Source organism: Sulfitobacter sp. F26204 (assembly GCF_026410305.1).
In the GTDB taxonomy this organism is placed as follows: domain Bacteria; phylum Pseudomonadota; class Alphaproteobacteria; order Rhodobacterales; family Rhodobacteraceae; genus Sulfitobacter.
Map to the genome: position 1 here is coordinate 86,571 of NZ_JAPMLQ010000006.1, position 26,511 is coordinate 113,081.

Genomic DNA, 26,511 nt, shown 5'->3' on the forward strand with positions numbered 1-26,511 from the left:
AAACAGACCAGTTTAGATAAAAAAAATTTTAGCCTGCGACATGTCGGCCAACCCGGCCTCTTTGCCTACTGAATCAGGGCAGGTATCGCTGGGACTTGGCTTGGGCGGTCCTGCACGATAAGAGGGGGCAAACCAGCGGTGCCAGGGGCAGGAATTCATGAGTAATACAGACGGCTTTGTCGAAGAGGTCAACGAAGAGGTCCGCCGTGACCGGCTCTATGGGCTGCTGCGCCGCTACGGCTGGATTGCGGTTCTGGCGATCCTTGGAATCGTGGGCGGGGCTGCCTATACGGAATACAACAAGGCGCAAGCCCGTTCTCAGGCCGAAGAATTGGGGGATGCGATGCTTGCTGCGCTGTCGCTGGACGACCCTTCTCAGCGGGCCGTGACATTGACGGCGATTGATCCCGCAACTCCGACATCAGCCGCGATAGTGCGGATGATGACCGCCGCGGAGCAGGCGCAGGCGGGGGATGAGTCAGCCGCGGCAGAGACTTTGAATGCTCTGGCGATCGACAGCGATGTTCCACAGATCTACCGTCAGTTGGCCGGGTTCAAAGCGCTTACCCTGCAAGGCACCGATGTACCCGCTGGGGAGCGGCGCCAGTCGTTTGAAGCGATGGCCCAACCTGGCAATGCGCTGCGCCTTCTGGCGCAGGAGCAACTGGCGCTGATTGACATCGAGACCGGTGACACGCAGGCTGCCATCGACCGCTATCAAGCGATAATCGACGATGCAGAGGTCAGCACAGACTTGCAACAACGCGCCCTACAGGTGATTGTAGCCTTGGGCGGGGCGCCGGAGGTGCCAGATGCAGGTGATCTGGTGAAAGATGACGCTCTGATCCAGGGAAATTGACAGACCGATTTGGTTGCGAATTAATCGACGACCCGCAGCGGCACAGGCCAAACGGGTAAAAGAGCGACAAAGCAGAAGTGAGCAGGGCCATGATCTATCCGCGTTCTTTTGGAACCAAGGCGTTTGAGTCAAAGTTTTGGATCATACCGCTTTTGGCAGGAGGTTTGCTGCTGGCAGGATGTAACGAACGCGAGACCTATCTGCCCGGACCGCGTGAGGATGTCGGCGCGGTGCTGCAAAATCCGGAACTGGTTACCCCCGAAGACGAAATTGGCGGTGAAAACATCAGCCGCCCTATTTCTTTGGGCGCTGCCAAGAACAACGCCAGCTGGACCCATGCCACAGGCACTGCCAAATATCGCAACGCCCATCCCGCACTGCGTACAAACCCACAACTCGTCTGGTCTGCGGATATTGGCAATGGCGACAGCCGCCGGTTGCGCATCACGGCTGATCCGGTTGCCGATGCGGGGCGGGTGTTCACCCTGGACTCGGGTGCACAAGTGACGGCGACCTCGACCTCTGGTGCAACCCTTTGGACGCGCGATCTGACACCGGCCAGCGACAGGCAGGGTCAGGGGTCGGGCGGCGGTCTCGCGGTTGAGGGCGACACGCTTTATGTTTCCATCGGCTATGGCGTTCTGACTGCGCTGGATGTGGCGACGGGCATGCCGCGCTGGTCACAAGACCTTGACGCCTCCGGGTCGGGCGTGCCGACAGTATTCGGCAATCTGGTCTATCTGACAGCAGGCGATGATACCGGTTGGGCGGTCAACAAGACCGACGGCCGTGTTGAATGGCAGACCAGTGGCAGCACCAGCATCAATAATGTGCTTGGCACGCCTGCGCCCGTCGTCACCAATCAACTGGCGATATTTTCCTATGGCTCGGGCGAGGTGCAGGCGGTATTCCGTCAAGGTGGTCTGTCGCGTTGGACGACCTCTGTTGTGGGCAAGCGTCCCGGCCGCGCCCTGTCGTCGATTTCTGATGTGACTTCCCCCCCCGTTGTGTCGGGGGAACGGATCTTTGTCGGCAACCAGTCGGGACGGTTGTCCGCACTCAATCTTGGCAGTGGTGACCGGATTTGGTCGGCGCGCAGCGGTGCGATCACGCCGGTCTGGCCTGCGGGCGACAGCATCTTCTTGATCTCGGATCTGAACGAATTGCTGCGTCTGGATGCCTCGGACGGTAGCCGTATCTGGGGCGTGCAACTGCCGAATTTTGTCAAGGACCGCCCCCTGCGCCGTGCCGAGGTGTTTGCCCATCATGGTCCGGTGATTGCTGGGGGACGGGTGATCGTGGCCTCCAATGACGGCATGTTGCGCAGTTTCGATCCCGTCAGCGGTGCAGTTACCGGCACCGTTGAAATCCCGGGTGGAGCGACGACAGCACCGATTGTGGTGGGGGGCACCCTCTACGTGGTTTCCCGCAAGGGACAATTGCTCGCTTTCCGTTGAGCGTGAAATGGTCTAAAGCGCGGACTTGACCGGGCCGATTTTGGCCTTTGGAGCCGTGAAATGTCTTTTACTCTCGCCATCGTGGGCCGCCCGAACGTCGGTAAATCCACGTTGTTTAACCGTCTTGTTGGCAAGCGCCTTGCTTTGGTCGATGACCAGCCCGGTGTCACACGCGATCTGCGCGAAGGTGCGGCACGACTGGCCGATCTGCGCTTTACCGTGATTGATACAGCCGGCCTGGAAGAAGTCACCGACGATAGCCTGCAGGGCCGGATGCGCCGTCTGACGGAACGCGCCGTTGATATGGCGGATGTCTGCCTGTTCATGGTGGATGCGCGGGTGGGGATCACGCCCTCTGATCTGGTGTTCGCCGACATCCTGCGCAAGCGGTCCGCAAATGTGATTCTGGCAGCCAACAAGGCTGAAGGCAAAGCGGGCGAAGCGGGCGCACTTGAAGCCTATTCCCTGGGTCTGGGTGAGCCGATCAGCCTGTCCGCAGAGCACGGTGAGGGGTTGAACGACCTCTATGCGATGCTGGTGCCACTGGCCGATAAATACGCCGAACGCGCCGATGATGACGCACCTGAAACCGATGTGGACCTGAGCGAAGATGAAGCCGAAGATCCCGACGCGGTGCGCATGCCCACCAAGGCCAAACCGATGCAGGTTGCCGTTGTCGGACGCCCGAACGCCGGTAAATCCACGCTGATCAACCAGATATTGGGCGAAGACCGCCTGTTGACCGGACCAGAGGCCGGCATCACGCGAGATGCGATTTCCCTGCGCAAAGTGTGGAATGACGTTCCCATGCGTATCTTTGACACAGCAGGTATGCGCAAAAAGGCCAAGGTGCAGGAAAAACTGGAAAAGCTCAGTGTTTCCGATGGTTTGCGGGCGGTAAAGTTTGCCGAGGTCGTGGTGGTATTGCTGGATGCGGAGATTCCATTCGAACAACAGGATCTACGCATTGCCGATCTGGCAGAACGGGAAGGGCGCGCCGTTGTGGTGGCGGTGAACAAATGGGACGTGGAAGAGGACCGTCAAGCAAAGCTGAAGGGCCTAAAGGAAAGTTTCGAGCGTCTGCTGCCGCAACTGCGCGGTGCGCCTCTGATCACGGTAAGCGCCAGGACCGGCCGTGGGCTCGACCGTTTGCATGAGGCGATCATGAGGGCCTATGAAACCTGGAACCGGCGCGTGACAACGGCACAACTGAACCGTTGGCTGGCAGGCATGATGGAGGCACATCCCCCTCCCGCACCGCAAGGCAAACGCATCAAGCTGCGCTACATGACGCAGGCCAAGACCCGCCCACCCGGTTTTGTCGTGATGTGCAGCCATCCTGATAAAGTGCCTGAAAGCTACAGCCGCTATCTGGTGAACAATCTGCGGGTAGATTTCGACATGCCAGGCACGCCGATCCGACTCTGGATGCGCGGACAGAATGACGCCAACCCTTATAAAGGGCGCAAAAAGGCTCCGCCGTCCAAACTGCGCAAGCATACCGCCGGGCGGCGGCGCGACTGAGCTGCGGTTCTTGTCGCTTGCGTTTGGTTCTGCGGTCAACGCTGCACTGGTACTCTGGCTGTGTCATCCGTTGTCATGAAAACATGCCAGGGTTACATTGCTCGGAAGGACCGTAGGGTCGGCACCAACAGGACCAGCGCCCCGCCGCCTGCGACATAGGCGACAAGCGGCGCGCTTTCCATATTTTGTACCACCAGTGCAACCAGTGCCCAGATCACGCCGATGCCGTAGGTAGGCGCGCGGCCCAGAGCCCCTTGGACCAATCCTGCGATGACAATTGCAAGTCCGACAAAGACCAGTGCAGCGGTGGTTTGATCCATATAACCATATCCGGCTGCCAGCAGGCCCAGCGACACACAGGCCGCGGCCGACAACCATCCGGCATAGAGGCCCACAGGCCATGCCGCCCACGTCTGATCGTTTACGGGCGCAAGGAACAGGGCGGCAAGGGCAGCACCCAACATGATCCAGATCAGCAGGCTGGCCCAGACCGGACTGGACACCGCCACCGCAAGCCATGTGGTGCCGACTGCCAGGGACAGGCACAGGGGTTTGCGCATGTCGTGCCATTGCCCGTCAAACCGTGCCATGATCGCTCCCCAGCCGGTTCCGATGATCAGCCAGCCATAGATTACGCCCCAAATCGCAAATGCATAGCCGGCAGGCTGAACCGGCGGGTTTTCCTGCGGGACCGGAAACTGGTCGGGGTCGAATCCCGCAAAGCCACTGACCAGAAAAGGCGCGGCCGCAAAGGCAATGCTAAGAACAAAACAGAGCACTGAAATTGCCGGGCGAGAGCGCTGCATGGGAAAACCTTTCGCTTTGCATCTACGCAAGATAGCTTGCCATTGAAGCGCGTCAATGCAAAGCGATGTCAGTCCCGCAGGCTAAAAGAGCGTGGTTTACGCAAGAGCACCTTCGGTTGTCAGTCTTGTCTTGCCGCCAAGGTATTGGCCAAGTGCCTCGGGCAGAATGACCGAACCATCTGCCTGCTGCCCGTTTTCCAGTACTGCGATGAGGCAACGGCCCACGGCCAGTCCGGATCCGTTCAGGGTATGAACGAATTGCGGTTTGCCACCGTCCCTTGGTTTGAAACGTGCATTCATACGACGGGCCTGAAAATCACCCGTGGTCGAAACACTGGAAATCTCGCGATAGGTGTTCTGCCCCGGCACCCATGCTTCGATGTCAAAGGTGCGCCGCGCCCCGAACCCCATGTCGCCGGTACACAGAATTACGGTGCGATAGGGAATGCCAAGTGCTTCGAGGATGCCCTCGGCACAGCCCAGCATGCGCTTTTGTTCTGCGTCGCTTTCATCAGGATGGGTTACGCTGACCATCTCGACTTTCTCAAATTGGTGCTGACGCAGCATGCCGGAAGTATCGCGTCCGGCACTGCCGGCTTCTGAGCGGAAACACAGCGTATGCGCGGTATAACGCTTGGGCAGATCGCCCTCGTCCAGCACGTCATCCGCTGCCGTATACGTCAGCGGCACCTCGGAGGTCGGCACCAGCCACCAGCCATTGGTGGTCTGGTAGCTGTCCTCGCCAAATTTCGGCAGTTTGTCGGTGCCATACATGGCTTCGTCCTTGACCAGTACGGGGGTGTTCACTTCGGTCAGCCCGTTCTGATCCACATGGGTGTCCAGCATGAATTGCGCCAGAGCACGGTGGATACGAGCCACGGCGCCTTTCAGCATGACAAAGCGTGCACCGGAGGTCTTGGCCGCGGTTTCGAAATCCATCGAGGATGCGACACCTTTGATCTCGAAATGTTCGACCGGTGTGAAATCGAATGAGGGAATGTGGCCCCATTTCTTGACTTCAACATTGTCAGCCTCGTCGGTGCCCTGCGGCACGTCCTCGGCTGGGCTGTTGGGGATGCGGGCCAGCATGTCGGTGAGTTGGGCGTCCAACTCCTTGGCCGCGGCCTGCATTGCGGCGACCTCTGTTTTCTTCTCTCCGACCAAGGCACGCAGACGTTCGAATTCGGTTTCATCACCCTTGGCCTTGGCGGCACCGACCAGTTTCGAGGCCTTGTTCTGTTCGGCCTGCGCCGCCTCTGCCGCGGCGATTTTACCGCGACGTGCTTCGTCAAGTTTCAAGACTTCGGCCGAAGCAGGCGCATCCCCGCGGCGGGCAAGTGCGGCGTCAAAGGCGGCTGGGTTTTCGCGGATGGCGCGGATGTCGTGCATGGGGGCGGTCCTTGAATATGAATCGAGTTGATGCCTTATGCCGGATTGTGGCGAGGAGGGGTAGATGCGCTCTTGCTGTGTTGGGGGCCTTGATGGTGACGCGATGCGGCCGGTTCAGGCCATCGAGCTATCAGCGCCGAAACGGTTTCCCGGTGCGGGGGCCTGGCTGTTAATAGTGAATCACCTTGTTCTGATCTGTCGGCGAGCGCTGCAGGCCAGTGCGCGTGCAACGGGTTTCAAATCGGTCGAAGCAACAAAGCCAAGCTGGATCGCCTGTCATTCCTTGATAGACCGTCCAAAACCGTCCTTTCGACCTTGCGCCCATCCGTATGGGCACATAGGTTCTGCCAAACGCCAAATCAGGGTGCCAGACGGTGCCCAAGCCCACTCAAAAGGACCCATCCGATGGCCGGTATCGAGCAATTCATCCCCCTTATCCTAATCTTTGCGATTATGTATTTCCTGCTGATCCGCCCGCAGCAAAAGAAGGTCAAGGAACATGCTGCTATGGTCGCAGCCCTGCGTCGTGGCGATCAGGTGATCACCCAGGGCGGCGTGATCGGCAAGGTGGTCAAAGTCAAGGACGACGGCGAGATCGAAGTCGAGATCGCTGATGGCGTCAAGGTGCGCGTTGTGCAATCCACCATTGCCACAGTGGTCTCCAAGACCGAGCCGGCGAAGTAAACCGCCTGTCAAAATGACGACATTTCCAGCCTAGGAGAGGGCGCAGATATGCTCCAGATTGATCTGTGGAAACGGATTTTGATCGCGTTGACTTGTGCTTTGGGCATCTGGCTTGCACTGCCGAATGCGTTCTATGCGCCGGTCGAACAGCACAATGATGCCGTCGCCGAGATTGAATTATCCGGCAGCACGGCGGAGCTTGAAGCGCAAAAGGCACTGTGGCCCGAATGGATGCCGTCGTCGTTGGTCAATCTGGGGCTGGACCTGCGCGGTGGTGCACATCTGCTGGCCGAAGTGAAAGTCGAAGATGTCTACGCCAACCGGATGGAAGCACAATGGCCTGAGGTGCGCGATGCACTGCGCAGCCTGACACCGGTGCGCCGCCAACAATCCCCTGCCGACGAATTGCGCGTGCGTCTGAATGACGAAACCAAGATGGCTGAGGCGATGGAAATCGTGCGGGCCAATGCGCGCCCCGTTCAGACCCTGACCGGCGCTGGCGCAACGGACATCGACGTGCGCGGCGAAGACGGTGTGATCATCATCACACTGTCAGAAGCAGAAAAACAAGCGACCAATGAACGTACAATGCAGCAATCGCTGGAGATCATTCGGCGCAGGATCGACGAGGTTGGTACACGCGAACCGACGATCCAGCGTCAGGGGGCAGACCGTATTCTGATCCAGGTACCTGGTATCGGATCTGCGGCGGAGCTAAAGGCGATTATCGGGACGACGGCCCAGCTCAGCTTCAATCCTGTGGTGTCACGCGGGTCCGATGGCAACGCCAATCCGGGCATCGGCAACAAGGTGATCCCGTCAGTTGACGAACCGGGCGCATTCTATGTCGTTGAATCCGCACCGGTTGTAACCGGTGATCAACTGGTTGATGCGCAACCTGCTTATGATTCAAACGGCCGCCCGGCGGTCAATTTCCGGTTCGACACCTCGGGCGCCCGTAAGTTCGGTGACTATACGGCTGCCAACATCGGTGCCCCCTTTGCCATTGTTCTGGACGATGAAGTGATCAGCGCTCCGACCATCCAGAGCCATATTCCCGGTGGATCGGGCATCATCACCGGCAACTTCACGCTGGAAGAGTCAACCAACCTCGCAATTCTGCTGCGCGCCGGTGCGCTGCCTGCGGGCCTCGATTTCCTTGAAGAACGCACCGTCGGTCCAGAACTTGGCCAGGACAGTATTGATGCGGGTAAGGTTGCAACCGTCGTGGCCTTTGTCGCGGTGTTGTTTTTCATGTTTGTGAGTTATGGGCTGTTTGGTGTTTTTGCCAATATTGCCCTGATGATCAACGTCGCGATGATCTTTGGTCTGCTCAGCCTTGTCGGTGCGACGCTGACCTTGCCGGGGATTGCGGGTATCGTATTGACCGTTGGTATGGCGGTGGACGCCAATGTATTGATTTTTGAACGTATTCGCGAAGAACTCAAAACCGCGAAGGGACCGGCACGCGCCATTTCCCTGGGCTATGAAAAGGCACTGAGTGCGATCATTGATGCCAATATCACAACGCTGATCACCGCGGTCATTCTGTTTGCCATAGGCTCTGGCCCTGTTCGCGGTTTTGCGATCACGCTCGGGTTCGGCATCATTACGTCGGTGTTCACAGCCATTTTCGTGACTCGCCTGATGGTGGTCATCTGGTTTGAACGGGCACGTCCCAAAACGATTGAGGTATAATCCATGCGCTTGCGTCTGTTCAATGAAGCGCCGAATTTCGATTTCTTCAAACGCTGGAAAATCTGGCTCGGGATTTCCGCACTGATGATGGTTGTGGCCTTTGCGTCCTTCCTGATTCAGGGGCTGAACTACGGGATTGATTTTCGCGGCGGCACGACGATCCGCAGTGAAAGTCCCCTGGCGGTGGATATTGCGGAATATCGGGGGGCGATTGATGCGCTGGAATTGGGTGATATCAGTATCACAGAGGTATTTGACCCGTCGTTTCGCGACGACCAGAATGTGGCGATGATCCGTATCCAGGCGCAGGACGGTCAGGAAGCGGTGACAACAGATGTCATCGACGCCATAGAAGGGGCGCTGAAGGAAGTGCGCCCCAATATCAAGTTCACGTCGGTTGAATCCGTCGGGCCAAAGGTCTCTGGGGAATTGATCCAGACCGCTGTCATTGCTGTTGCTCTCGCGATTGGTGCGGTGTTGATCTATATCTGGCTACGCTTTGAATGGCAGTTTGCGGCGGGTGCGGTGCTGGCGCTGGTGCATGACGTAATCTTGACCATCGGCATCTTTTCGGAACTGCAGATCCGATTTGACTTGGCCATCATTGCCGCGCTTCTGACCATTGTGGGGTATTCGCTTAACGATACGGTTGTTGTTTTTGACCGGGTTCGGGAAAACCTGCGCAAATACAAGAAGCGCGACCTCAAAGAGGTGTTGAACCTGTCGATAAACGAGACAATGGCGCGTACTTTCATGACCTCTTTCACCACATTGATTGCGCTGATCGCTTTGTTCGTGTTGGGCGGGGATGTTATCCGCGGCTTTGTCTTCGCGATGATCTGGGGGGTGATCGTGGGAACCTATTCGTCGATCTTCGTCGCCTCTGCGATCCTGTTGTATCTGGGTGTCAAACGTGATTGGTCGAAACCGGATGCAAATGCGGGCAACCAATACGCCAATATCGACGCGTAAGCCTTTGCAGCGGCCCTTTGGTCAACAGGGGCGGTGCGTTGTGGTTGCAATGTCGCGCCGCCGGGCGATGTTGCCCCCTAGGCCAGGTAAAGAGCGGTGCGAAGATGATTGCCATGTGTTATTTCGCCCCGAGACCTGTATCGCGATCGTAGCCCCGGTTATCGTCGAGCGATCCCCGTGGAAAGGATGACCCATGCGTCTGAATGAAATCGAGTATAATGATTCGCAACCCGTTGACGGTTATGGACCGGGCTTTTTCCGCATTGGCGGTGACCTGTTTGACGGGCCGGTTATCACGGGACCCACGGGCACCCGTACCTGGGCAGGGTTGGAAGACGTGGATGCACTGCTCTTGTTCAAAGACCTGATCGATGTGTTGTTCGTCGGCACAGGCGCGCAGGTTTCCCATTTGCCCGACGCCCTGCTTGACCCACTGCAATCGGCGGGCATCGGGGTCGAAGCGATGTCATCTCCTGCCGCCTGCCGCACCTATAACGTTCTACTCAGCGAGGGTCGCAGGGTGGCGCTTGCGCTGCTTCCGGTCTGAGCGGCGATGCTGCTGCGCGTCCAGAACCTTACCCTTGCGCGGGGCGGTTTGCCTGTGATTGCAGGCCTGAGTTTCGCGGTGGGGCCGGGGCAGGCGTTGATCCTGCGGGGGCCGAACGGAGCCGGCAAGACGACATTGCTGCGCTGCATTGCCGGGTTGCAGCCACCACTTGCGGGCGACATCTCTGGCGCTGCGGAACGGATCGCCTATGCAGGGCATGCCGATGGCATCAAGGCGATGTTGAGCGTGTCCGAGAACCTGAGGTTCTGGGCGCAGGTGTTTGGGGGAAGCGATATTGCCGAAGCCCTCGATGCCTATGCATTGCATCCTCTGGCAGACCGTCTGGCAGGTACCCTGTCCGCAGGGCAAAAACGCCGCCTGGGACTGGCGCGGTTGTTGGTGACTGGCTGTCCCGTCTGGGTGCTGGATGAACCGACGGTTTCGCTGGACAAGGAGGCAGTCGCGATGTTTGCAGAGGCTATGCGCCACCATTTGCAAGCCGGCGGAACAGCTTTGATGGCAACGCATATAGACCTGGGAATCGAGGCGGAAGTGCTGGACATTTCACCTTTTCGCGTCACCGCCGGTCAGCGCGCCGGTGCCAGTGACGAGGCCTTTCTGTGATCGCCTTGCTGACACGGGATCTGCGTCTTGCCTTGCGGGCGGGAGGCGGGTTTGGCCTTGGGCTGGCGTTTTTCCTGATCGTGACAACTTTGGTGCCCTTCAGTGTCGGTCCGCATACTGACCTGCTGCGTGTCATTGCGCCGGGAATCTTGTGGTTGGGGGCGCTGTTGGCATGTCTGCTGTCGCTCGACCGTCTTCTGGCTCTCGATTATGAAGACGGAACGCTTGACCTGCTGCTGACCGCTCCGCTGCCGCTGGAGGCAGCGGTCAGCATCAAAGCGCTGGCACATTGGTTAACGACAGGCCTGCCATTGGTTCTTGCTGCGCCCGTCCTGGGGGTTTTGTTGAACCTGCAGCCTGCCGGCTATGGCTGGCTTGTGGTGTCTCTGGCGTTTGGAACGCCTGCATTGTCGGTGATTGGCACCTTTGGTGCGGCCTTGACCGTGGGCATCAAGCGGGGTGGGTTGTTGCTGTCGCTGCTGGTGCTGCCCCTGTATGTCCCGACCCTGGTTTTCGGGGCGGAGGTTGCGCGACGCGGTGCCTCGGGCCTGGATGTTTCAACGCCGCTGCTGATGCTTGCAGGGATTACCCTGGGCGTGATTGCATTGATGCCATTTGCCAGTGCCGCGGTCCTGCGCATGGGTTTGAGATAACATGGCGCAGCAATCTGTGATCATTTGCCCATTGAGGCGACGCAGCGGGCGGATTAGATAGCGGTTATGTCTATTTGGTCTTATGCAAATCCTGTCAAGTTTCTCGCCCTCAGCATCCGCGTGCAACCCTTTCTCTGGACCGCCGCCTTGATCTGTCTGGCAACAGGTCTGATTTGGGGATTTTTTGCGACGCCAGATGATTTTCGACAGGGATCGACGGTCAAAATCATCTATCTGCATGTGCCTGCCGCCCTGATGGCGATCAACGCCTGGTTCATGATGCTGATCACGTCATTGATCTGGCTGGTCCGACGTCATCACGTCAGCGCGCTGGCGGCCAAGGCGGCGGCTCCCGTAGGGCTGGTGATGACGCTGATTGCCTTGATCACCGGCGCGATCTGGGGACAGCCGATGTGGGGAACATGGTGGGAATGGGATCCGCGCCTGACCTCCTTTCTGATCCTGTTCCTGTTCTACCTGGGTTATATGGCGCTTTGGGAAGCGATCGAAGACCCTGATACCGCTGCTGATCTGACCTCTGTTCTGTGCCTTGTCGGGTCAGTCTTTGCGGTCCTGTCACGCTATGCGGTTCAATTCTGGAATCAGGGGCTGCATCAAGGCACGTCGATCCCTGTCACCACCGGGGCACGCACGGTATCGGATGTTTTTTTTGTGCCTTTGCTGATCTGCATGATCGGCTTTGGCTTGTTGTTCGCCGCCCTGGTTTTATATCGGACGGGAACTGAAATCAGGCTGCGCCGCATCCGGGCGTTGCGGGCACGAATGGAAAGGACGCTGTGATGCCGGATTTGGGCAAATATGCGGTCGAGGTTGTATCGGCCTATGGCGCATCGCTGCTGTTGTTGGCGCTGTTGCTTGGCCTGAGCCTGAGACGCGGACAAAGGGCACGTGCGGAATTGGCCAAGGCAGAGGCCGAGGCAGCGGATCATGGCTAAGATGCGTCCCCTGATGCTGGCTCCGCCGTTGGTTTTTGCAGGGTTTGTTGCCTTGGCGGCTGTCGGAATGTTTCGCGACGATCCAAACGGGCTTCCCTCGACAATGGTTGGGCGCTTGGCACCGGGGATCAGCGAGGAACAGCTTGAAGGTTTCCCGCAGGCAACCGCCGAGATGCTGGCCTCGGGAGAGGTGTCGCTGGTGAACTTTTGGGCCAGCTGGTGTCCCCCCTGTCGCGCCGAGCACCCGAAGTTATTGGAAATGCAGGCGCAGGGCATTCCAATCATCGGTATCAACATCCGTGATACCCAGGCAAATGCCGGTAAATACCTGCGTGATGACGGCAATCCCTTTATCGGCGTTGGATTTGATCCGCGTGGCCGCACCTCGATCGACTGGGGTGTGACTGCCCCGCCGGAAACCTTTATTCTGGACGGCAAGGGCAAGGTGCTGTTTCGCTTTGCCGGACCCTTGGTCGGCAGTGATTACGAACAGCGGTTTCTTCCGGCCTTGAAGGCAGCGATGGAACCATAACCGGCAGGGGTGCGGGGCGAGAGTGCGGACGGTATATAAGGCCAAAAAGAGGAGAACCCGTTGCCCCCGCTCAAAGCCTGTACCCGCCTGACACGGTGAGGGTTTCGCCGGTGATGAAGCCGGCTGCTTCCGAAGCGAGGAAACGGGCGACCTTTGCGATGTCCTGCGGGACACCGATGCGACCCAATGCTGTCATTTCCACGAAAGCCTTGACCTGACTGGCGGGGCGGGGTGAATCGATGGTTTCGATGGCCCCGGGTGCGATGCCGTTGACGCGAATGCCACGGGGACCAAGTGTTTTAGCGATGCCACTTGTCCATGTATTGAGCGCGGCCTTGCTGGCAGAGTAGGACAGGGCCCCCATTGCCGGGAACACGGCGTTGACGGAAGAAATGTTAATGATGCTGGCACCGCTTGCCAGATGGGGCAGGGCTGCGTCGAGCAGGGCCATGGGCGCGAGAAGATTGATGCTGTGGTTTTCGCCCTGGTCCTGGGCATCGGTCTTTATCGCGCCGGCGTTGTTGATGATGACATCTAACCGGCCAAATCGCGCAATGGTTCTGTCAATGACGGTCCGGGCGGCTTCGGGGAACGACAGGTCGGCCTGGATCATCAGCAGGTCTGCTGTGGCATCCTGTGCATCATCCGGTTCGGTTGTATGGTAGGTGGCGGCAACTGCGTGATCTTTGAGGAATTCCGCAACAATGGCGCGGCCGATGCCACGGGCACCGCCGGTTACGAGCAGGACTGGTTTCATGGCGGGATCCCTTGTTGACTGGCCTTCGGGCGAGGGTGAACGAAACAGGCCCCCACTGCAACATGCAGATGGGGGCCTGATCACCGGTCACGGGGGGGCGGTTTATTCAGCGGCAATTGCGCTGGATTTTGCAAGATCACGCAGCACGTAGTGCAGCACGCCACCATGTTCGATATATTCGATCTCGATTGCGGTATCGATGCGGCATTTCAACGTGATTTCTTTTACGGTGCCATCTGCCATTGTGATGGTACAGGGCACTTCCTGCAGGGGTTTGATGGTGTCGAGACCGGAAATGGATACTGTTTCCTCGCCCGTCAGACCCAGGGTCTTGCGTGTATCGCCATTTGTAAACTCAAAGGGGATCACGCCCATGCCGACAAGGTTGGAGCGGTGAATGCGCTCGAAACTTTCGGCGATGACGGCCTTGACGCCCAGCAACGCCGTGCCCTTTGCAGCCCAGTCGCGGGACGAGCCAGCACCATATTGTTCGCCACCGAAGATAACCAGGGGTGTGCCGGCCTCTTGATGCGCCATTGCAGCGTCAAAGATGGACGTCTGTTTGCCATCCGGACCTTTGGTATAGCCGCCCTCGACACCGTCCAGCATCTCGTTCTTGATGCGGATGTTGGCGAAGGTACCGCGCATCATCACCTCGTGGTTGCCACGGCGCGAGCCGTATGAGTTGAATTCACGCGGAGAAACCTGCCGCTCTGTCAGATACTTGCCGGCCGGAGTTGATTCCTTGAACGAACCAGCAGGCGAAATGTGGTCAGTTGTGATCATGTCACCGAGGAGGGCCAGAACCTTGGCTCCTTCGATGTTGGTAATCACGCCGGGTTCGGGCGACATGTTCTGAAAGTAGGGCGGGTTCTGAACGTAGGTCGAGGTTGGTGGCCAGTCGTAGGTCTTGGCGTCTGTTGTCTCGACACCCTGCCATTTCTCATCGCCTTTGAAGACATCGGCATATTTGGTCTGAAAGGCTTCACGGGTGACGGTCTTTTCGACCAGTTCGGCGATTTCGAGCGTCGTTGGCCAGATATCACGCAGGTAAACGTCATTGCCGTCCTTGTCCTGTCCCAAGGGGCTGTTTGCCAGATCGTGATTCATGTCACCGACCAGGGCATAGGCGACAACAAGCGGTGGCGAGGCCAGATAGTTGGCGCGCACATCAGGAGAAATGCGCCCTTCAAAGTTGCGGTTGCCCGACAGGACGGAAGTGGCGATGAGATCGCCCTCATTGATGGCTTTGCTCAGTTCGGGTGCGATAGGGCCCGAGTTCCCGATGCAGGTTGTGCAGCCATAGCCAACAAGGTTGAACCCGATGGCGTCGAGATCTTCTTGCAACCCGGCAGCTTCGAGATAGGCGGATACCACCTGACTGCCCGGTGCCAGCGATGTCTTGACCCAGGGTTTGCGGTTCAGGCCAAGTTCACGCGCCTTGCGCGCCACCAGACCCGCCCCGATCATCACATAGGGGTTCGACGTATTGGTGCAGGAGGTGATGGAGGCAATCACGATCGAGCCGTCGTTCAGCTTGTAATCCCGACCCTCAACCGGTGCCGAGTTTTGCGGACCGAATTTTCCGGGGATGTCGCCCGGCGAGACAGGCCCGCCTTCGGCTGTCATTTCGTCCTTTTCGGAGGCCGGTACTTTTTTCTGATGACGCTGGCCGTGAATATAGGCTTCGAAGGTTTCGGCCGCCTTGTCGAGTGCGATGAAATCCTGTGGCCGTTTCGGACCGGAAATCGCGGGTACGATGGTGCTCATGTCAAGGCTGAGCGTATCGGTGTAGATTGGCGCATAATCCGGGCCACGCCACATGCCGTTGGCCTTGGCATAGGCTTCGACCAATGCGATGCGGTCTTCGTCGCGGCCCGTGGTGCGCATGTAGCGCAGGGTTTCGCCGTCAATCGGGAAGAAGCCGCAGGTCGCGCCATATTCCGGTGCCATGTTGGCGATTGTGGCGCGGTCTGCCAGTGGCAGATGGTCCAGCCCTTCGCCATAGAATTCGACAAATTTGCTGACCACACCCTTTTCGCGCAGCATTTCAACAACCTTCAGCACAAGGTCGGTGCCTGTGGTGCCTTCCATCATCCGGCCTGTCAGTTCAAAACCGACAACTTCCGGGATCAGCATCGAAATCGGCTGGCCCAGCATGGCGGCTTCGGCCTCGATCCCGCCAACGCCCCAGCCCAGAACAGCCATGCCGTTGACCATTGTGGTGTGGCTGTCGGTGCCGACCAATGTGTCGGGATAGGCGACTTCCTGGCCGTTCTGGTCTTTGTCGGTCCAGACGGTTTGCGCGAGATATTCAAGGTTAACCTGGTGGCAAATACCCGTTCCCGGAGGCACAACGCGGAAGTTGTTAAATGCTTTTTGGCCCCACTTGAGGAAGGTATAGCGTTCCATATTGCGTTCGTATTCGCGGTCAACGTTCATCTGGAAAGCACGGGGATTACCGAATTCGTCGATCATGACGGAGTGGTCGATGACCAGATCCACAGGGTTCAATGGATTGATTTTCTCGGCGTCGCCACCCAGTGCCACCAGACCGTCGCGCATCGCAGCCAGATCAACCACAGCCGGTACACCAGTGAAATCCTGCATCAACACACGGGCCGGACGATAGGCGATTTCGCGTGGGTTCTTGCCACCCTTGGATGCCCATTCGGCAAAGGCCTTGATGTCATCGACGCTCACGGTCTTGCCATCCTCAAACCGCAGCATGTTTTCCAGCACCACTTTCAACGCGGCGGGGAGTTTTGAAAAATCGCCAAGCCCGGCTTCTTGTGCGGCGGGAATGGAATAATAGGCGACCGTCTGATCACCTGCGGTTATCGTTTTACGGGTATTGGCTGTGTCCTGACCTACTTGAATTGTCATGGATGGCTCCCTTTCTGGCTGATGGCGATAGGATGTTGATGCCTAGATGCCACTGTCGGGGGCTCTAATCAACCACTATTCGTGGGGTTTCGGCATTTTTGTACACCATGGTATACAAAAAAACGGCCAAATTTCAACAACTGATTACATTTGGCTCAACAATCCTTGATTGGTTATTTCGCACTGGCCTGTTTAGGTTTGGGAACACATATTTGCTCTGACACCGGAATCACATGAAACATTTTTTTGCTGCCCTTGCCGCTGCTGTAATTGCGTTGTCCTCGCCTGTTGCCGCGCAAGACAATCCAGTGGTTGTCGAACTGTTCACGTCGCAGGGATGTTCAAGTTGCCCGCCCGCGGATGCGATCCTGCATGAACTGGCGGCGCGGGAAGATGTTATCGCATTGGCCCTGCATGTAGATTACTGGGACTATATCGGGTGGAAGGATCCCTTTGCCGATCCGGCCCATGCGACCCGTCAGCGGGCTTATGCGGCTGCGGGCAAACGCCGATCGGTCTATACCCCTGAAATGATCGTTGGCGGCGCAACAGACATCGTAGGCGCAAAGCCAATGAAATTGTCCGAGGCCATTGCGGATCATGCCCGTCGGCCACGGCCTGTAAGTATTACCCTTGGTCGGAGCGGTGATACCTTGACGATTGAATCGCGCATCCTGGCGGCGGTTGGCGGCCCGATGACGGTGCATATGTTGCGCTATACTCCGATCCAGACGACCCAGATCAAACGTGGCGAAAACCGTGGCAAGACGCTGGATTATGCCAATGTGGTCGAGGGCTGGAAAGTGCTGGGGACCTGGGATGGTCACGCACCCCTGTCGATGTCGGTGCCTCTGTCGGGGGAGAAGCCGGTGGTTGTGATCCTGCAGGAAGAAAAGAGCGGCCCGATCGTTGCCGCAGCACGGCTGCGATAAAAGCAGAGCGCGGGCGTGTCAGATTAATCTTCGTCAGCCCGCCAGCGGCGATGTACCCAGAACCATTGTTCCGGCGTCTGCTTGATCCGTTCTGACAGGCTGTCATTCAGGGCCTGGGTCATGGTCATCGGATCGGAATGTGGAATGGGCGCTTCCAGAATGGCCTCAAAGCTCAGCCCGTCTGTCTGGCGAATGCCGTAAAAAGGGATCAGCAACGCATCATACCGCAGGGCAAGTTCAGCGGCGGAAAGCGCAGTGCGCGCCGGTTCGCCCATGAAATCGAGGATCGGCGCATACAACACATGCTGATCGAACAGCAAGACCAACTGTCCACCTTTCCTGAGGTGGCGTACAAAACCGGCGGTTCCCTTGCGCCCCTGCGGGAAGACCGGCCCGCCAAAAGCCTCCATCGTCTTTACATAATGTGCGTTGAAATATGGGTTTTTCATATCCCGGTACAGGCCGCCGATGTCATATCCCCGCGCCACCAATGTGGCGCGTGTCGCCTCGTAATTCCCAAAATGCCCAGAGACAAGGATGACAGGGCGCCCGTCCTGAACGGCCTGTTCCAGGGCACGGGCACCGGGACCTGTGGGCGTGTTTTCTGCCATGCGGGCGGGGAAATCCTGTGCGGAGTAGTTTTCGATAAAACTGCGTCCCAGATTGTTCAGGCATTTGCCGGCGATTTCAGCGTGGCGGGCGCCCGACATGTCCGGCCAGATCATCCTCAGATTTTGCAACGCCCGACGTCGGTAGCCGGCGACAGGCCCGATGACACGTTCCACCAGCCAACCAACAAAGCGGATGCGGGTGGCATAGGGCAACGCCAAGGCCAGCCGGATGATGCCGACGATCAGTGCATTGATGAGAAAGTCCCAAAACCGCTGAACGGGCTGTGCATGCGGGTCGTCGGAAGTGGTCTGGTTTGACATGAGGCTCTGTTGTTTGGGACGAATGGGCCAGACATAGCCTGACGTCGTCCGCGCAACAAGTGAGCTTCACCGCGCCCGGGCATCCTGTGGTTGAACCGGTCCAGTATAGATTGCCTGATTGCGCCATCCAGCGCCGCGAGGCTGGCATTGCCCGCGGCGGGAGTATTGTCAGCGGCGGACGACACATCACGTGAGAATGTGCTTACGCAGAAATACGCCGCTGCCGGAAATGCCGGACAGCGGCGTCAGGAGGCGTTTCAGGTGGTTCGATCTCGCAACAGCCGCGCTGTAGTGGTCTTGCAGCCGGTTGGCGTCACGGGATCAAACCGTGGCGATCTCAATAATCAAAGGTTTTGCCCGTTGCAATCGCGGTACGCAGTGACGCCTCGGCCCAAGTGCCACTGCCGCCCTGTGCACGGATCTCGCGCAACTGCGCCATGGCCTCTTGCATCTTTCCCTGCTCGACCAGGCCTTGTCCCATGTAAGATCGCGCAAGGACATTGGCGGGATTCACCCGCAGCGCCTTGGCATAATAGTCCATCGCGACGTCGATTTTGCCCAGCTTGCGATTGGTAAAGCCAAGGTATGTCAGCGTACGATCATCCTGTGCCGGCATTTGCGCCAATACGACCTGCGCATCAACGTAGCGCCCGGCATAGGCCAGTTCGCGGACATTCTCGTACAGGCTGTCTACATCCAGATTGCTTTCTTCTGCCTGAACGCAGGTCTTTGTCTTTTTGTCGTAAATCTCGCCCGTCTTGCACTTTGGCTTTTCAGGGGCAGTTTCTTCGCCACCTCCCGCGGCCAATGCGCCCGTTGCGGCAAATGGCAGGACGAGGGTGGTGGCGAGAATAAGTTGTTTCATGACAGTTTCCTTTTGGCCGTTACTGTGTCGCAGTCTAATCCTATTGCCCCTGAAAGGGGCACAGGTTTTCAAGAAAGCCACGCATTTGTGAAATCGTGCATTGGTTTTTGAAATAAATGTAAAAGCGCGGACCGAAACCGGCCCACGCTTTGTCTCAATCGAACAAAAAAGGTGGTTAGGTGCTGACAGGCAAACAGGAATTTGACACCGAGTCATAGGTTGTGCCAGCGGCACATGACATGGCCTGTTTTTGCTTGCTGTAGTTGCATCCCTCTGCAAAAGCCAGCGCGGGCGCGGTGGTCAGGATCAGGGCGGCAACAAGGGTCTTGATGGTCATGGTCAATCTCCTTTGTGAATTGCTGGACCCTACATGATTTTTTACAAAATTTCAAACCCTGGGCGTGGTGGCAGGACTGACGGCAGGCAGTCAGCCCCCCGGGCGGGCAATCAATCGCCGAATACGCGAGCGAAAATCGTGTCCACGTGTTTGGTGTGATACCCAAGGTCGAATTTCTCTTCGATCTCTTCCGCGCTCAGCGATTCAAGCACCTCGGGATCCGCAAGCAGTTCGGTTTTGAAATCCGCACCTTTTTCCCAGACCTTCATGGCATTGCGCTGCACCAGCTTGTAACTGTCCTCGCGGCTAACCCCGGCTTGCGTGAGGGCCAGCAACACGCGTTGTGACATCACAAGCCCGCGGAACTTGTTCATATTCGCCAGCATATTGTCGGGGTAGATCACCAGTTTGTCGATCACGCCGGTCAGCCGGGCAAGGGCGAAATCCAGAGTTACGGTGGTATCCGGCCCGATATTGCGCTCTACCGAGCTGTGTGAAATGTCGCGCTCGTGCCAGAGGGTGACATTCTCCATTGCGGGGATTACGGCCATGCGTACCAGACGCGCCAAACCGGTGAGGTTTTCGGTCAGGACGGGGTTGCGTTTGTGGGGCATCGCGCTGGAACCTTTTTGACCAGCGGAGAAGAATTCCTCTGCCTCCAGCACCTCGGTGCGTTGCATGTGGCGTATTTCAGTGGCGATGTTTTCAATGGAAGAACCGACAACGCCAAGGCAGGCAAAGAAGGCAGCATGACGATCGCGCGGGATCACCTGGGTCGAGATCGGTTCCGGCTTCAACCCCAGTTGCGCGCAGACGTGTTCCTCGATCGAGGGGTCGATATTTGCAAATGTGCCGACTGCGCCAGAGATGGCCCCGGTGGCAATCTCGTCGCGGGCGACGCGAAGACGCGCGAGGTTGCGGTCCATTTCGGCATAAAAGCGCGCAAAGGTCAGTCCCATGGTGGTGGGTTCCGCATGGATCCCATGGCTGCGCCCGATGCGAATGGTGTCCTTGTGTTCAAGCGCGCGCCGTTTCAGGGCGGCCAGCAAAGCTTCGACATCCGCGATCAGCAGGTCGGCGGCACGGGTCAATTGGACATTGAAACAGGTGTCCAGCACATCCGAACTGGTCATGCCCTGATGCACAAAACGGGCTTCGTCGGCACCGACATGTTCGGCGAGATGGGTGAGAAAGGCGATGACGTCGTGTTTTGTCACGGCTTCGATCTCGTCAATGCGGGCGACGTCGAATTCGACATCCCGGGCTTTCCAGACGGCTTCTGCATTTTCGCGGGGGATCACGCCGATGTCGGCCATGGCGTCACAGGCATGCGCTTCGATCTCGTACCAGATACGGAACTTGGTCGCGGCGGACCAGATTGAGACCATTTCGGGACGGGAATAGCGGAGAATCATCTGCGGCGCACCTTTTGTGGCTGTTGTCGGGATCAGGCGCGGCATAGACCGATGCGGCTGTGAGGACAAGGTCGCAGGAGATTGTCCATTGCCAGAATCGCAGTCCCGGCACCCGGCCACGGCCGCGGGAGGGGCGCTGCCCCGATCGGCCTGCGGCCGATCCCCCCGCGGTATTTACGGCCAAAAAGAAAGCCGGTCGGTGTCAGGTGACGATTTCGCTCACCACTTTGGAGGCGCGTTCAAGGGAGCGATGAACCGGGCATTTGTCGGCGATTTCCAGCAGGCGATCGCGTTGTTCCGGACTGAGGTCGCCGGTCAGTTTGATGCGCCTGTGCCATTGGTCGATCTTGTCCCCGTGGCCGGTTTGCGCATCCTGTGCATGGACCTTGTCGTGGCTCACGTCGACGCTGACATGCTCCAGCGGCCAGCCTTTGCGACGGGCATACATGCGGATGGTCATCGAGGTACATGCACCAAGGCCTGCGGAGAGGAAACCATAGGGGGACATGCCGCGGTTGGTGCCGCCATAGGCCAGAGGTTCGTCGGCGCGTACATGATGTGCGGGGCCGGCATTCACGTCCTGCAGGAAGCCGGACTTGTCGGCTTCGGATACCCGCACGATCCCTTCGGGTGCACCGGGCGGCGGGGCGGGAGGTGTCAGTTTGACATAGCGCCTGGCCCAGGTGGCAATGACATCTGCTGCATATTCCGCATCTGCGGCGCGGGTAATGAGATGATCGGAATCATCTAGTGTCACAAAGCTTTTTGGGTGTTTGGCCGCGTCAAAGATCTGACCGGCATTTTCAATGCCCACGATATTGTCCAGCGGGGCATGCAGTACCAGCAACGCCGCCTTCAGCGTGCCAATGGTGGTGGCCATGTCGCCCTTTGCAAGATCGTCAATGAGTCGCTGGCCGATTTTGATGGGACGCCCGCCAAGGCAGACTTCGGCGCTGCCTTTGGCTTTGATTTCGGTCAGGGCATCGGCGAAATTGCCGGTAACATGTTCCGGATCAAAGGGAGCCCCCAGGGTGGCGACGGCCTTGATCTGGTCCAACTGGCTTGTCGCCTTGAGAACCGCTGCACCACCCAGAGAATGCCCGATCAGCAGCGCGGGCGGCATGCCCTTGTCATTGAGATAGCGACAACCCGCAAGCAGATCTTCGACGTTGGAGGTAAGGGAGGTTTGCGCGAATTCGCCCTCCGAGTGGCCAAGGCCAGTGAAATCAAAACGCAAGACCGCGATGCCCATACCGGCCAGACGCGCAGAGATGCGGCGGGCGGCGAGGATATCCTTGCCGCAGGTGAAGCAATGGGCAAAGAGGGCGGTGGCCAGGTGAGGCCCCTCCGGCAGATCGAGCCCTGCGGCCAGTGTGGTGCCGTCATGTCCGGGAAAGGTGATGTGCTCTGTGACCATGGCTGGCTCCTTTGACTGTATCAAGAGTGGGGCAGGTGGTGTCGCTGTGCAAGCTCTGTGACGGGAGGCTCACGCGGGCGTGACGCAAACCCGGTGCAATTCACCCCGGCGGCAGGGGAGGACAGGCGATGATAACGAGATTGCCTGTGCCCAGAGGCAAGTGTAGCAACAGGCAGGCCAGAGCGCGAGGAAATCCAGATGACCCATCCCCCTAAACCAGAGTTGCACCCAGCCACGATTGCCGCCCAGGCCGCAGGTGCGATTGACACGGAAACCGGTGGCGTTGTCCCGGCAATTCACATGGCGACGACCTTTGTGCGCGATGCGGATTACGCGCCGATGAACTCTGAAAATATCTACCTGCGGTCGCACAATGAAAATACCCGGATCGCCGAACGGTTGCTGTCTGCGCTAGAGGGGGCGGCGGAGACCTTGTTGTTTCCCTCTGGCATGGCGGCTGTGGCGGCCGTGTTTCGTAGCATACCGAACGGTGCCAGCGTATTGGTGCAGCGTCAGATCTATTGGGGGACAACCGCATGGATCCGCGATTTCTGTGCACGACGCCATATCACCCTGCAGGAGGTCGAAGCCTCTGATCCGGAGCCGCTGGCTGCGGCATGCGCCAGTCTGCGCCCGGCGCTGGTCTGGGTCGAAACCCCGTCGAACCCGTGGTTGCGTATCACCGAGATTGCCGCTGCGGCCGATATTGCGCATGGCGTAGGGGCGAAACTGGTGGTTGACGGCACCGCTGCAACACCGGTGCTGAGCCAGCCGCTGGCCCATGGTGCGGATATTGTCATGCATTCCGCTACCAAAGGGATCAACGGTCATTCCGACGTTCTGGCCGGATCCCTATCCGTTGCGGACGCGGGCAGCGAGATGTGGGAGATGATCCGCACCGATCGTAATATGGCGGGGGCGGTATTGGCTCCGATGGAGGCCTGGCTGTTGACGCGGGGTATGCGCACATTGCCACTGCGTATACGGGAAATGTCGCGCAGTGCGATGACGCTGGCTCAATATCTCTCGGATCATCCCCAGGTCGAGACCGTGATGTATCCTGGATTGTCCGCGCATCCGGGGCACGACGTTGCAGCACGACAAATGACCGGCGGCTTCGGTTGCTTGCTGTCCTTTGTGGTGCGTGACGGCAGCACGGCAGCCTTGCGCGCCGCAGGGCGGTTACAATTGTTTCATCGCGCCACATCACTGGGTGGCGTGGAAAGCCTTGTCGAACATCGATTCACCATCGAGCCGCACACAGGTATTCCGGAGGGTTTGTTGCGCTTGTCTGTCGGGATTGAAGATGTGGAGGACTTGAAAATGGATCTGGCACAGGCGCTGGGGCAGTAAGACAGACCGCCCGCCATTGCCGGCTGCTGCCTTTGCCCCAGAGCGACTGGCGGGCCAAGGCCCGCACCCTGTCGGTTTGAAAAGCTATGCCTTTGGGATCACCAGACGCTGGCCGACCTGTATCTTGTCCGGGGATTGCAACTTGCTTCGGTTTGCCTCGAATATGCGGGTATATCCGTTGGTGTTGCCGTAAAATTGCAATGCGATGTAGGCAAGGCTGTCGCCGGACTCAACCGTATAGAAACGCGCGCCCAAAGTCGTGGCCGCCGGAGTGCCGCTGATGCCCTGGGCCAGCATGGCGACGGTTTCGCGTTTGAACCTTGCCGCTGCGGCCTTTTCTTTGTCGTTGCCGTCGAGCATGACACGTTCAAGCAGATCGAACAGCAGGATATTTCCGTTCACGGTGCCGTCCGCGTTGACCACGGCCTTGCTGTGCGTAACGATACCCTCGCCCGCGGCGCTGGACAGCAAACGCTCCAGTTCGATCTGATCATTTTCGCGGCCAACAAAGGTCAAGCGGATGCGCCCTGGGAGGGTTGAGTCCTTGTTGTTTGTGCGAATATCATATGTCCCGGCAACAACGAGATCGGCCAGTTCCTGCACAGCTTCCTGAATGGCGGCAAATGTTTTTAGACGGTTCAGCGTGGCGACCGCGGTTTTGTCCTTTCCGGCCATTACCGCGGGAACAGGGGCAGGGACAGCGCCCGGCCTGGCCGATACAAGGGCGCGCAACTTGTCTACCGTGGATCGTCCGGCGGTTGCAGGGAATTTGGGGATTGGAACCGGCACCAAGGCGGTTTGCCCAATCGGATCTGTCTGGGCGGGGGGGCTGGGACGGAGTTCCAGAAGATCAGCTTTTTGGTCGCGTGTTACGGTGTCATTTTCACGCGGTTGGGAAACGGGACGTTGTGCCATCCCTTCGACAAGTTGGGTCATCAGTGCCAATTGCTGTTGTTGTGAGTCCCATTTGACATAGCCAACAGCCAGGGCAATCCCGATTGCAAATGCGCCACTGCCTACGGTGAGGAGCACAAACAGACCTGGTCGATCACTTCTATCTGAGGGCGCTTTGGCCTGATAGCTACGCATTTTTCAATGAACCTCTTTCTTACGTTAATGTCTTGGAACTTGCCCGTTGCTCGTGAAGGGCAGTCTGAATTTTTCTTGCGGTGTCGAGCGACCAGATCTTGCGACCGGGCGCAGCGGTGTCGATTTGGGCTTGCGGATTGCACTATTTACCCGACCCGCACGCTGAGGCAGGGCAGGTAGCAGATCACAGCCTTCAAATTTGTTTCGCTGTTATGCGCCACTGTCCTAGCGAATCGTTTGTTACCGCCAAACGACTGACGAATCGTCATGCCCTACGGGCGTCAATTGCATTGGATTTACAGGTTAAAGTTGCGATTATATGCAAAGTTTTCATTTTCCCCCTGGTTATTTCTACCACATATAGCGTCTAAAGCGCTGATTTTATGTATTTGTGGTATCTCGGCCTTATACAGACTCCCGATAACGCGGGTCAAAGTATTTTTGGCGGCAATGGCCCATTCTACCTATGGTCGCATCTTGGGTCCGGTGCGGCCAAGCAAGACAGGATCGTATTCATAGGTGGTCAGGTTCTCGAAACCGTCTTCTGTCACCAGGACCTGATCTTCCAATTTGATTGCAAAATCGCCGCCTTCCGGCTGCACCAGGGCTTCGACGCATAAAACCATCCCGGCCTGCAAGGGGTAATCATATGCACCGGCAACGGCCTGATCCGGATAGGCCACCAGTGGCCATTCATCACACAGGCCGACACCATGCATGAGACATCCGTATTTACCTGCCTGAAACTGCGCGTCCAAAACATGTGTGCCTGCGCTCAGTTCGGGGATCATCACACCGGGTTTCAACATTTCCATGTTGGTCTGAATATGTTCCACGGCATGCTGCATGGCATAGACCATATCAGGGCGGGGTTTTTCATCCCCCAGCCACCAGGTGCGTGAAATATCGACGCAAATGCCGTAGCTGCCGACCAGATCCGTGTCAAAGGCGACGATTTCGTTGTTCTGAACGATACGCGGTCCACATTCCTGAAACCAGGGATTGGTGCGTGGCCCTGAGGTTAACAGACGCGTTTCGATCCATTCGCCACCGCGTTTGATGTTTTCGGCATGCATGATCGCCCATATGTCGTCTTCGCTTGTCTGCCCCTTTGGCACCTCGTTTCGGGCGAAACGCTCCATCTTGCCAATCGCGGTTTCGCAAGCATGGCTGGCACAGCGCATCGCCAGTATTTCATCCGGGCCTTTGACAGAGCGGCTTTTCTCCGTGACTTCCTCACCATCCACGATTTCGAAGCCTTGCGCCTCTAGCGCGCGTAATCCGTTCAGCATGATCTTGTCCACGGCTAGGCGTTTGATGCTGCCGGCATGTTCATTGATCAACTGGCGCACCTCGTTGCCAAAGACATCGGCCGCGACATCCACCTTGTCGCCGCGGTCAAAGTAGAAAAGATCCGCTCCTGACCGTTGTTCACGCACCAACGGGTTGAATTTGCTGAGGAAAGGGGAATTCTTGTAATCCCAGATCACCATATAACCATCGGCACAGAGCAGCACCGCACGAAACGGATTATGGGTATTCCACAACTGCATATTGGTGCTGTCGGTGGCATAACGGATGTTGAGCGGGTCGAACATCAACAGCCCGCCGAGCCCGCGATCCACAACGTGTTCTGTCAACCGTTTCCAGCGGTAGCGGCGCATGGCGTCAAGGTTGGGAAGAGCCAATCCCGCCGCTTCCCATTCGCGAAAGGCCAGCAACGTGGGGCCGATCTCGACCCTATTGGCGTCATTGGGCGTCCCGTCGGGCAGATGGCTTCCCTTGTCGGGGTCGATCTTGCGGATATTGCTGTAATGCGGGTTCATG

The 26,511-nt window shown here is 58.0% G+C and carries 25 protein-coding genes; 14 read left to right on the forward strand and 11 right to left on the reverse strand.

The window, feature by feature from the left end:
* Positions 1–157: 157 nt before the first annotated feature.
* The 3 genes from OS190_RS14475 to der all read left to right on the forward strand — a co-directional run bounded on the left by OS190_RS14475 (position 158) and on the right by der (position 3,840).
* A complete protein-coding gene (locus OS190_RS14475) occupies positions 158–859 on the forward strand; it encodes a hypothetical protein (RefSeq protein ID WP_267159431.1) in 702 nt (233 codons plus the stop codon).
* Positions 860–948: 89 nt separating this feature from the next.
* A complete protein-coding gene (locus tag OS190_RS14480; RefSeq protein WP_267159432.1) occupies positions 949–2,316 on the forward strand; it encodes a PQQ-like beta-propeller repeat protein in 1,368 nt (455 codons plus the stop codon).
* Between the two features lie 60 nt (positions 2,317–2,376).
* Positions 2,377–3,840 (forward strand): ribosome biogenesis GTPase Der, encoded by a 1,464-nt coding sequence (gene der, locus OS190_RS14485; protein WP_267159433.1) that lies wholly within the window; start codon positions 2,377–2,379, stop codon positions 3,838–3,840.
* A 92-nt stretch (positions 3,841–3,932) separates the two neighbouring features.
* Here the strand turns inward: der and OS190_RS14490 are convergent, their stop codons facing one another.
* Entirely contained in the window at positions 3,933–4,646 is a 714-nt protein-coding gene (locus OS190_RS14490) for a TspO-related membrane protein (RefSeq protein WP_267159434.1), read from the reverse strand.
* Positions 4,647–4,742: 96 nt separating this feature from the next.
* A complete protein-coding gene (serS, locus tag OS190_RS14495) occupies positions 4,743–6,035 on the reverse strand; it encodes a serine--tRNA ligase (RefSeq protein ID WP_267159435.1) in 1,293 nt (430 codons plus the stop codon).
* A gap of 405 nt (positions 6,036–6,440) precedes the next feature.
* Between serS and yajC the strand changes: the two genes are divergently transcribed.
* The 9 genes from yajC (at position 6,441) to OS190_RS14540 (ending at position 12,701) form a co-directional block, all read left to right on the forward strand.
* Positions 6,441–6,719, forward strand: coding sequence for a preprotein translocase subunit YajC (yajC, locus tag OS190_RS14500; RefSeq protein ID WP_267159436.1), 279 nt, complete (start codon positions 6,441–6,443; stop codon positions 6,717–6,719).
* Between the two features lie 48 nt (positions 6,720–6,767).
* Positions 6,768–8,417 carry a protein translocase subunit SecD gene (gene secD, locus OS190_RS14505; protein ID WP_267159437.1) on the forward strand — a complete coding sequence of 550 codons (1,650 nt, stop codon included), beginning with the start codon at positions 6,768–6,770 and terminating at the stop codon, positions 8,415–8,417.
* 3 nt (positions 8,418–8,420) lie between these two features.
* On the forward strand, positions 8,421–9,389 hold the full coding sequence (gene secF, locus OS190_RS14510) for a protein translocase subunit SecF (protein ID WP_267159438.1): 969 nt from the start codon (positions 8,421–8,423) through the stop codon (positions 9,387–9,389).
* Positions 9,390–9,582: 193 nt separating this feature from the next.
* On the forward strand, positions 9,583–9,936 hold the full coding sequence (locus tag OS190_RS14515) for an Mth938-like domain-containing protein (protein WP_267159439.1): 354 nt from the start codon (positions 9,583–9,585) through the stop codon (positions 9,934–9,936).
* Positions 9,937–9,942: 6 nt separating this feature from the next.
* Complete coding sequence (gene ccmA, locus OS190_RS14520; RefSeq protein ID WP_267159440.1) at positions 9,943–10,560, forward strand: heme ABC exporter ATP-binding protein CcmA; 618 nt, start codon at positions 9,943–9,945, stop codon at positions 10,558–10,560.
* Entirely contained in the window at positions 10,557–11,213 is a 657-nt protein-coding gene (gene ccmB, locus OS190_RS14525) for a heme exporter protein CcmB (RefSeq protein WP_267159441.1), read from the forward strand. The genes ccmA and ccmB overlap by 4 nt, the downstream gene beginning before the upstream one ends.
* 66 nt (positions 11,214–11,279) lie before the next feature.
* Entirely contained in the window at positions 11,280–12,014 is a 735-nt protein-coding gene (locus OS190_RS14530) for a heme ABC transporter permease (protein ID WP_267159442.1), read from the forward strand.
* The gene (gene ccmD, locus OS190_RS14535) at positions 12,014–12,169 is read left to right on the forward strand and encodes a heme exporter protein CcmD (protein WP_267159443.1); all 156 of its coding nucleotides are present in this window, start codon (positions 12,014–12,016) and stop codon (positions 12,167–12,169) included. The genes OS190_RS14530 and ccmD overlap by 1 nt, the downstream gene beginning before the upstream one ends.
* Entirely contained in the window at positions 12,162–12,701 is a 540-nt protein-coding gene (locus tag OS190_RS14540) for a DsbE family thiol:disulfide interchange protein (protein WP_267159444.1), read from the forward strand. The genes ccmD and OS190_RS14540 overlap by 8 nt, the downstream gene beginning before the upstream one ends.
* Before the next feature lie 70 nt (positions 12,702–12,771).
* Here the strand turns inward: OS190_RS14540 and OS190_RS14545 are convergent, their stop codons facing one another.
* Both OS190_RS14545 and acnA read right to left on the reverse strand, forming a co-directional pair.
* Complete coding sequence (locus OS190_RS14545) at positions 12,772–13,458, reverse strand: SDR family NAD(P)-dependent oxidoreductase (protein ID WP_267159445.1); 687 nt, start codon at positions 13,456–13,458, stop codon at positions 12,772–12,774.
* A gap of 102 nt (positions 13,459–13,560) precedes the next feature.
* Positions 13,561–16,344, reverse strand: a complete 2,784-nt coding sequence (gene acnA / locus OS190_RS14550; protein WP_267159446.1) for an aconitate hydratase AcnA — start codon at positions 16,342–16,344, stop codon at positions 13,561–13,563.
* A 233-nt stretch (positions 16,345–16,577) separates the two neighbouring features.
* On the opposite strand from acnA, the gene OS190_RS14555 reads away from it, so the two are divergent.
* Positions 16,578–17,276 (forward strand): DUF1223 domain-containing protein, encoded by a 699-nt coding sequence (locus tag OS190_RS14555; protein ID WP_267159447.1) that lies wholly within the window; start codon positions 16,578–16,580, stop codon positions 17,274–17,276.
* Positions 17,277–17,299: 23 nt separating this feature from the next.
* Here the strand turns inward: OS190_RS14555 and OS190_RS14560 are convergent, their stop codons facing one another.
* From OS190_RS14560 to OS190_RS14580, 5 genes are all read right to left on the reverse strand, one after another.
* A complete protein-coding gene (locus tag OS190_RS14560) occupies positions 17,300–18,208 on the reverse strand; it encodes a lysophospholipid acyltransferase family protein (RefSeq protein ID WP_267159448.1) in 909 nt (302 codons plus the stop codon).
* 337 nt (positions 18,209–18,545) lie between these two features.
* A complete protein-coding gene (locus OS190_RS14565; protein WP_267159449.1) occupies positions 18,546–19,073 on the reverse strand; it encodes a tetratricopeptide repeat protein in 528 nt (175 codons plus the stop codon).
* Between the two features lie 175 nt (positions 19,074–19,248).
* A complete protein-coding gene (locus OS190_RS14570; protein WP_267159450.1) occupies positions 19,249–19,410 on the reverse strand; it encodes a hypothetical protein in 162 nt (53 codons plus the stop codon).
* A gap of 110 nt (positions 19,411–19,520) precedes the next feature.
* Positions 19,521–20,825, reverse strand: a complete 1,305-nt coding sequence (purB, locus tag OS190_RS14575) for an adenylosuccinate lyase (protein ID WP_267159451.1) — start codon at positions 20,823–20,825, stop codon at positions 19,521–19,523.
* Between the two features lie 202 nt (positions 20,826–21,027).
* Entirely contained in the window at positions 21,028–22,242 is a 1,215-nt protein-coding gene (locus OS190_RS14580) for a bifunctional alpha/beta hydrolase/OsmC family protein (RefSeq protein ID WP_267159452.1), read from the reverse strand.
* 198 nt (positions 22,243–22,440) lie between these two features.
* Between OS190_RS14580 and OS190_RS14585 the strand changes: the two genes are divergently transcribed.
* Positions 22,441–23,595 carry a trans-sulfuration enzyme family protein gene (locus OS190_RS14585; protein ID WP_267159453.1) on the forward strand — a complete coding sequence of 385 codons (1,155 nt, stop codon included), beginning with the start codon at positions 22,441–22,443 and terminating at the stop codon, positions 23,593–23,595.
* Between the two features lie 84 nt (positions 23,596–23,679).
* Here OS190_RS14585 and OS190_RS14590 read toward each other — a convergent pair whose 3' ends face one another.
* Positions 23,680–24,627, reverse strand: coding sequence for a LysM peptidoglycan-binding domain-containing protein (locus tag OS190_RS14590; protein WP_267159454.1), 948 nt, complete (start codon positions 24,625–24,627; stop codon positions 23,680–23,682).
* A gap of 521 nt (positions 24,628–25,148) precedes the next feature.
* Complete coding sequence (dddP, locus tag OS190_RS14595) at positions 25,149–26,510, reverse strand: dimethylsulfonioproprionate lyase DddP (protein ID WP_267159455.1); 1,362 nt, start codon at positions 26,508–26,510, stop codon at positions 25,149–25,151.
* Position 26,511 lies beyond the last annotated feature (1 nt).

Excerpts from the sequence above, each read along its gene's own strand:
- OS190_RS14475 (WP_267159431.1), top strand. The coding sequence starts at position 158 with ATGAGTAATACAGACGGCTTTGTCGAAGAGGTCAACGAAGAGGTCCGC.
- OS190_RS14480 (WP_267159432.1), top strand. The coding sequence starts at position 949 with ATGATCTATCCGCGTTCTTTTGGAACCAAGGCGTTTGAGTCAAAGTTT.
- der (WP_267159433.1), top strand. The coding sequence starts at position 2,377 with ATGTCTTTTACTCTCGCCATCGTGGGCCGCCCGAACGTCGGTAAATCC.
- OS190_RS14490 (WP_267159434.1), bottom strand. The coding sequence starts at position 4,646 with ATGCAGCGCTCTCGCCCGGCAATTTCAGTGCTCTGTTTTGTTCTTAGC.
- serS (WP_267159435.1), bottom strand. The coding sequence starts at position 6,035 with ATGCACGACATCCGCGCCATCCGCGAAAACCCAGCCGCCTTTGACGCC.
- yajC (WP_267159436.1), top strand. The coding sequence starts at position 6,441 with ATGGCCGGTATCGAGCAATTCATCCCCCTTATCCTAATCTTTGCGATT.
- secD (WP_267159437.1), top strand. The coding sequence starts at position 6,768 with ATGCTCCAGATTGATCTGTGGAAACGGATTTTGATCGCGTTGACTTGT.
- secF (WP_267159438.1), top strand. The coding sequence starts at position 8,421 with ATGCGCTTGCGTCTGTTCAATGAAGCGCCGAATTTCGATTTCTTCAAA.
- OS190_RS14515 (WP_267159439.1), top strand. The coding sequence starts at position 9,583 with ATGCGTCTGAATGAAATCGAGTATAATGATTCGCAACCCGTTGACGGT.
- ccmA (WP_267159440.1), top strand. The coding sequence starts at position 9,943 with ATGCTGCTGCGCGTCCAGAACCTTACCCTTGCGCGGGGCGGTTTGCCT.
- OS190_RS14530 (WP_267159442.1), top strand. The coding sequence starts at position 11,280 with ATGTCTATTTGGTCTTATGCAAATCCTGTCAAGTTTCTCGCCCTCAGC.
- ccmD (WP_267159443.1), top strand. The coding sequence starts at position 12,014 with ATGCCGGATTTGGGCAAATATGCGGTCGAGGTTGTATCGGCCTATGGC.
- OS190_RS14540 (WP_267159444.1), top strand. The coding sequence starts at position 12,162 with ATGGCTAAGATGCGTCCCCTGATGCTGGCTCCGCCGTTGGTTTTTGCA.
- OS190_RS14545 (WP_267159445.1), bottom strand. The coding sequence starts at position 13,458 with ATGAAACCAGTCCTGCTCGTAACCGGCGGTGCCCGTGGCATCGGCCGC.
- acnA (WP_267159446.1), bottom strand. The coding sequence starts at position 16,344 with ATGACAATTCAAGTAGGTCAGGACACAGCCAATACCCGTAAAACGATA.
- OS190_RS14555 (WP_267159447.1), top strand. The coding sequence starts at position 16,578 with ATGAAACATTTTTTTGCTGCCCTTGCCGCTGCTGTAATTGCGTTGTCC.
- OS190_RS14560 (WP_267159448.1), bottom strand. The coding sequence starts at position 18,208 with ATGTCAAACCAGACCACTTCCGACGACCCGCATGCACAGCCCGTTCAG.
- OS190_RS14565 (WP_267159449.1), bottom strand. The coding sequence starts at position 19,073 with ATGAAACAACTTATTCTCGCCACCACCCTCGTCCTGCCATTTGCCGCA.
- OS190_RS14570 (WP_267159450.1), bottom strand. The coding sequence starts at position 19,410 with ATGACCATCAAGACCCTTGTTGCCGCCCTGATCCTGACCACCGCGCCC.
- purB (WP_267159451.1), bottom strand. The coding sequence starts at position 20,825 with ATGATTCTCCGCTATTCCCGTCCCGAAATGGTCTCAATCTGGTCCGCC.
- OS190_RS14580 (WP_267159452.1), bottom strand. The coding sequence starts at position 22,242 with ATGGTCACAGAGCACATCACCTTTCCCGGACATGACGGCACCACACTG.
- OS190_RS14585 (WP_267159453.1), top strand. The coding sequence starts at position 22,441 with ATGACCCATCCCCCTAAACCAGAGTTGCACCCAGCCACGATTGCCGCC.
- dddP (WP_267159455.1), bottom strand. The coding sequence starts at position 26,510 with ATGAACCCGCATTACAGCAATATCCGCAAGATCGACCCCGACAAGGGA.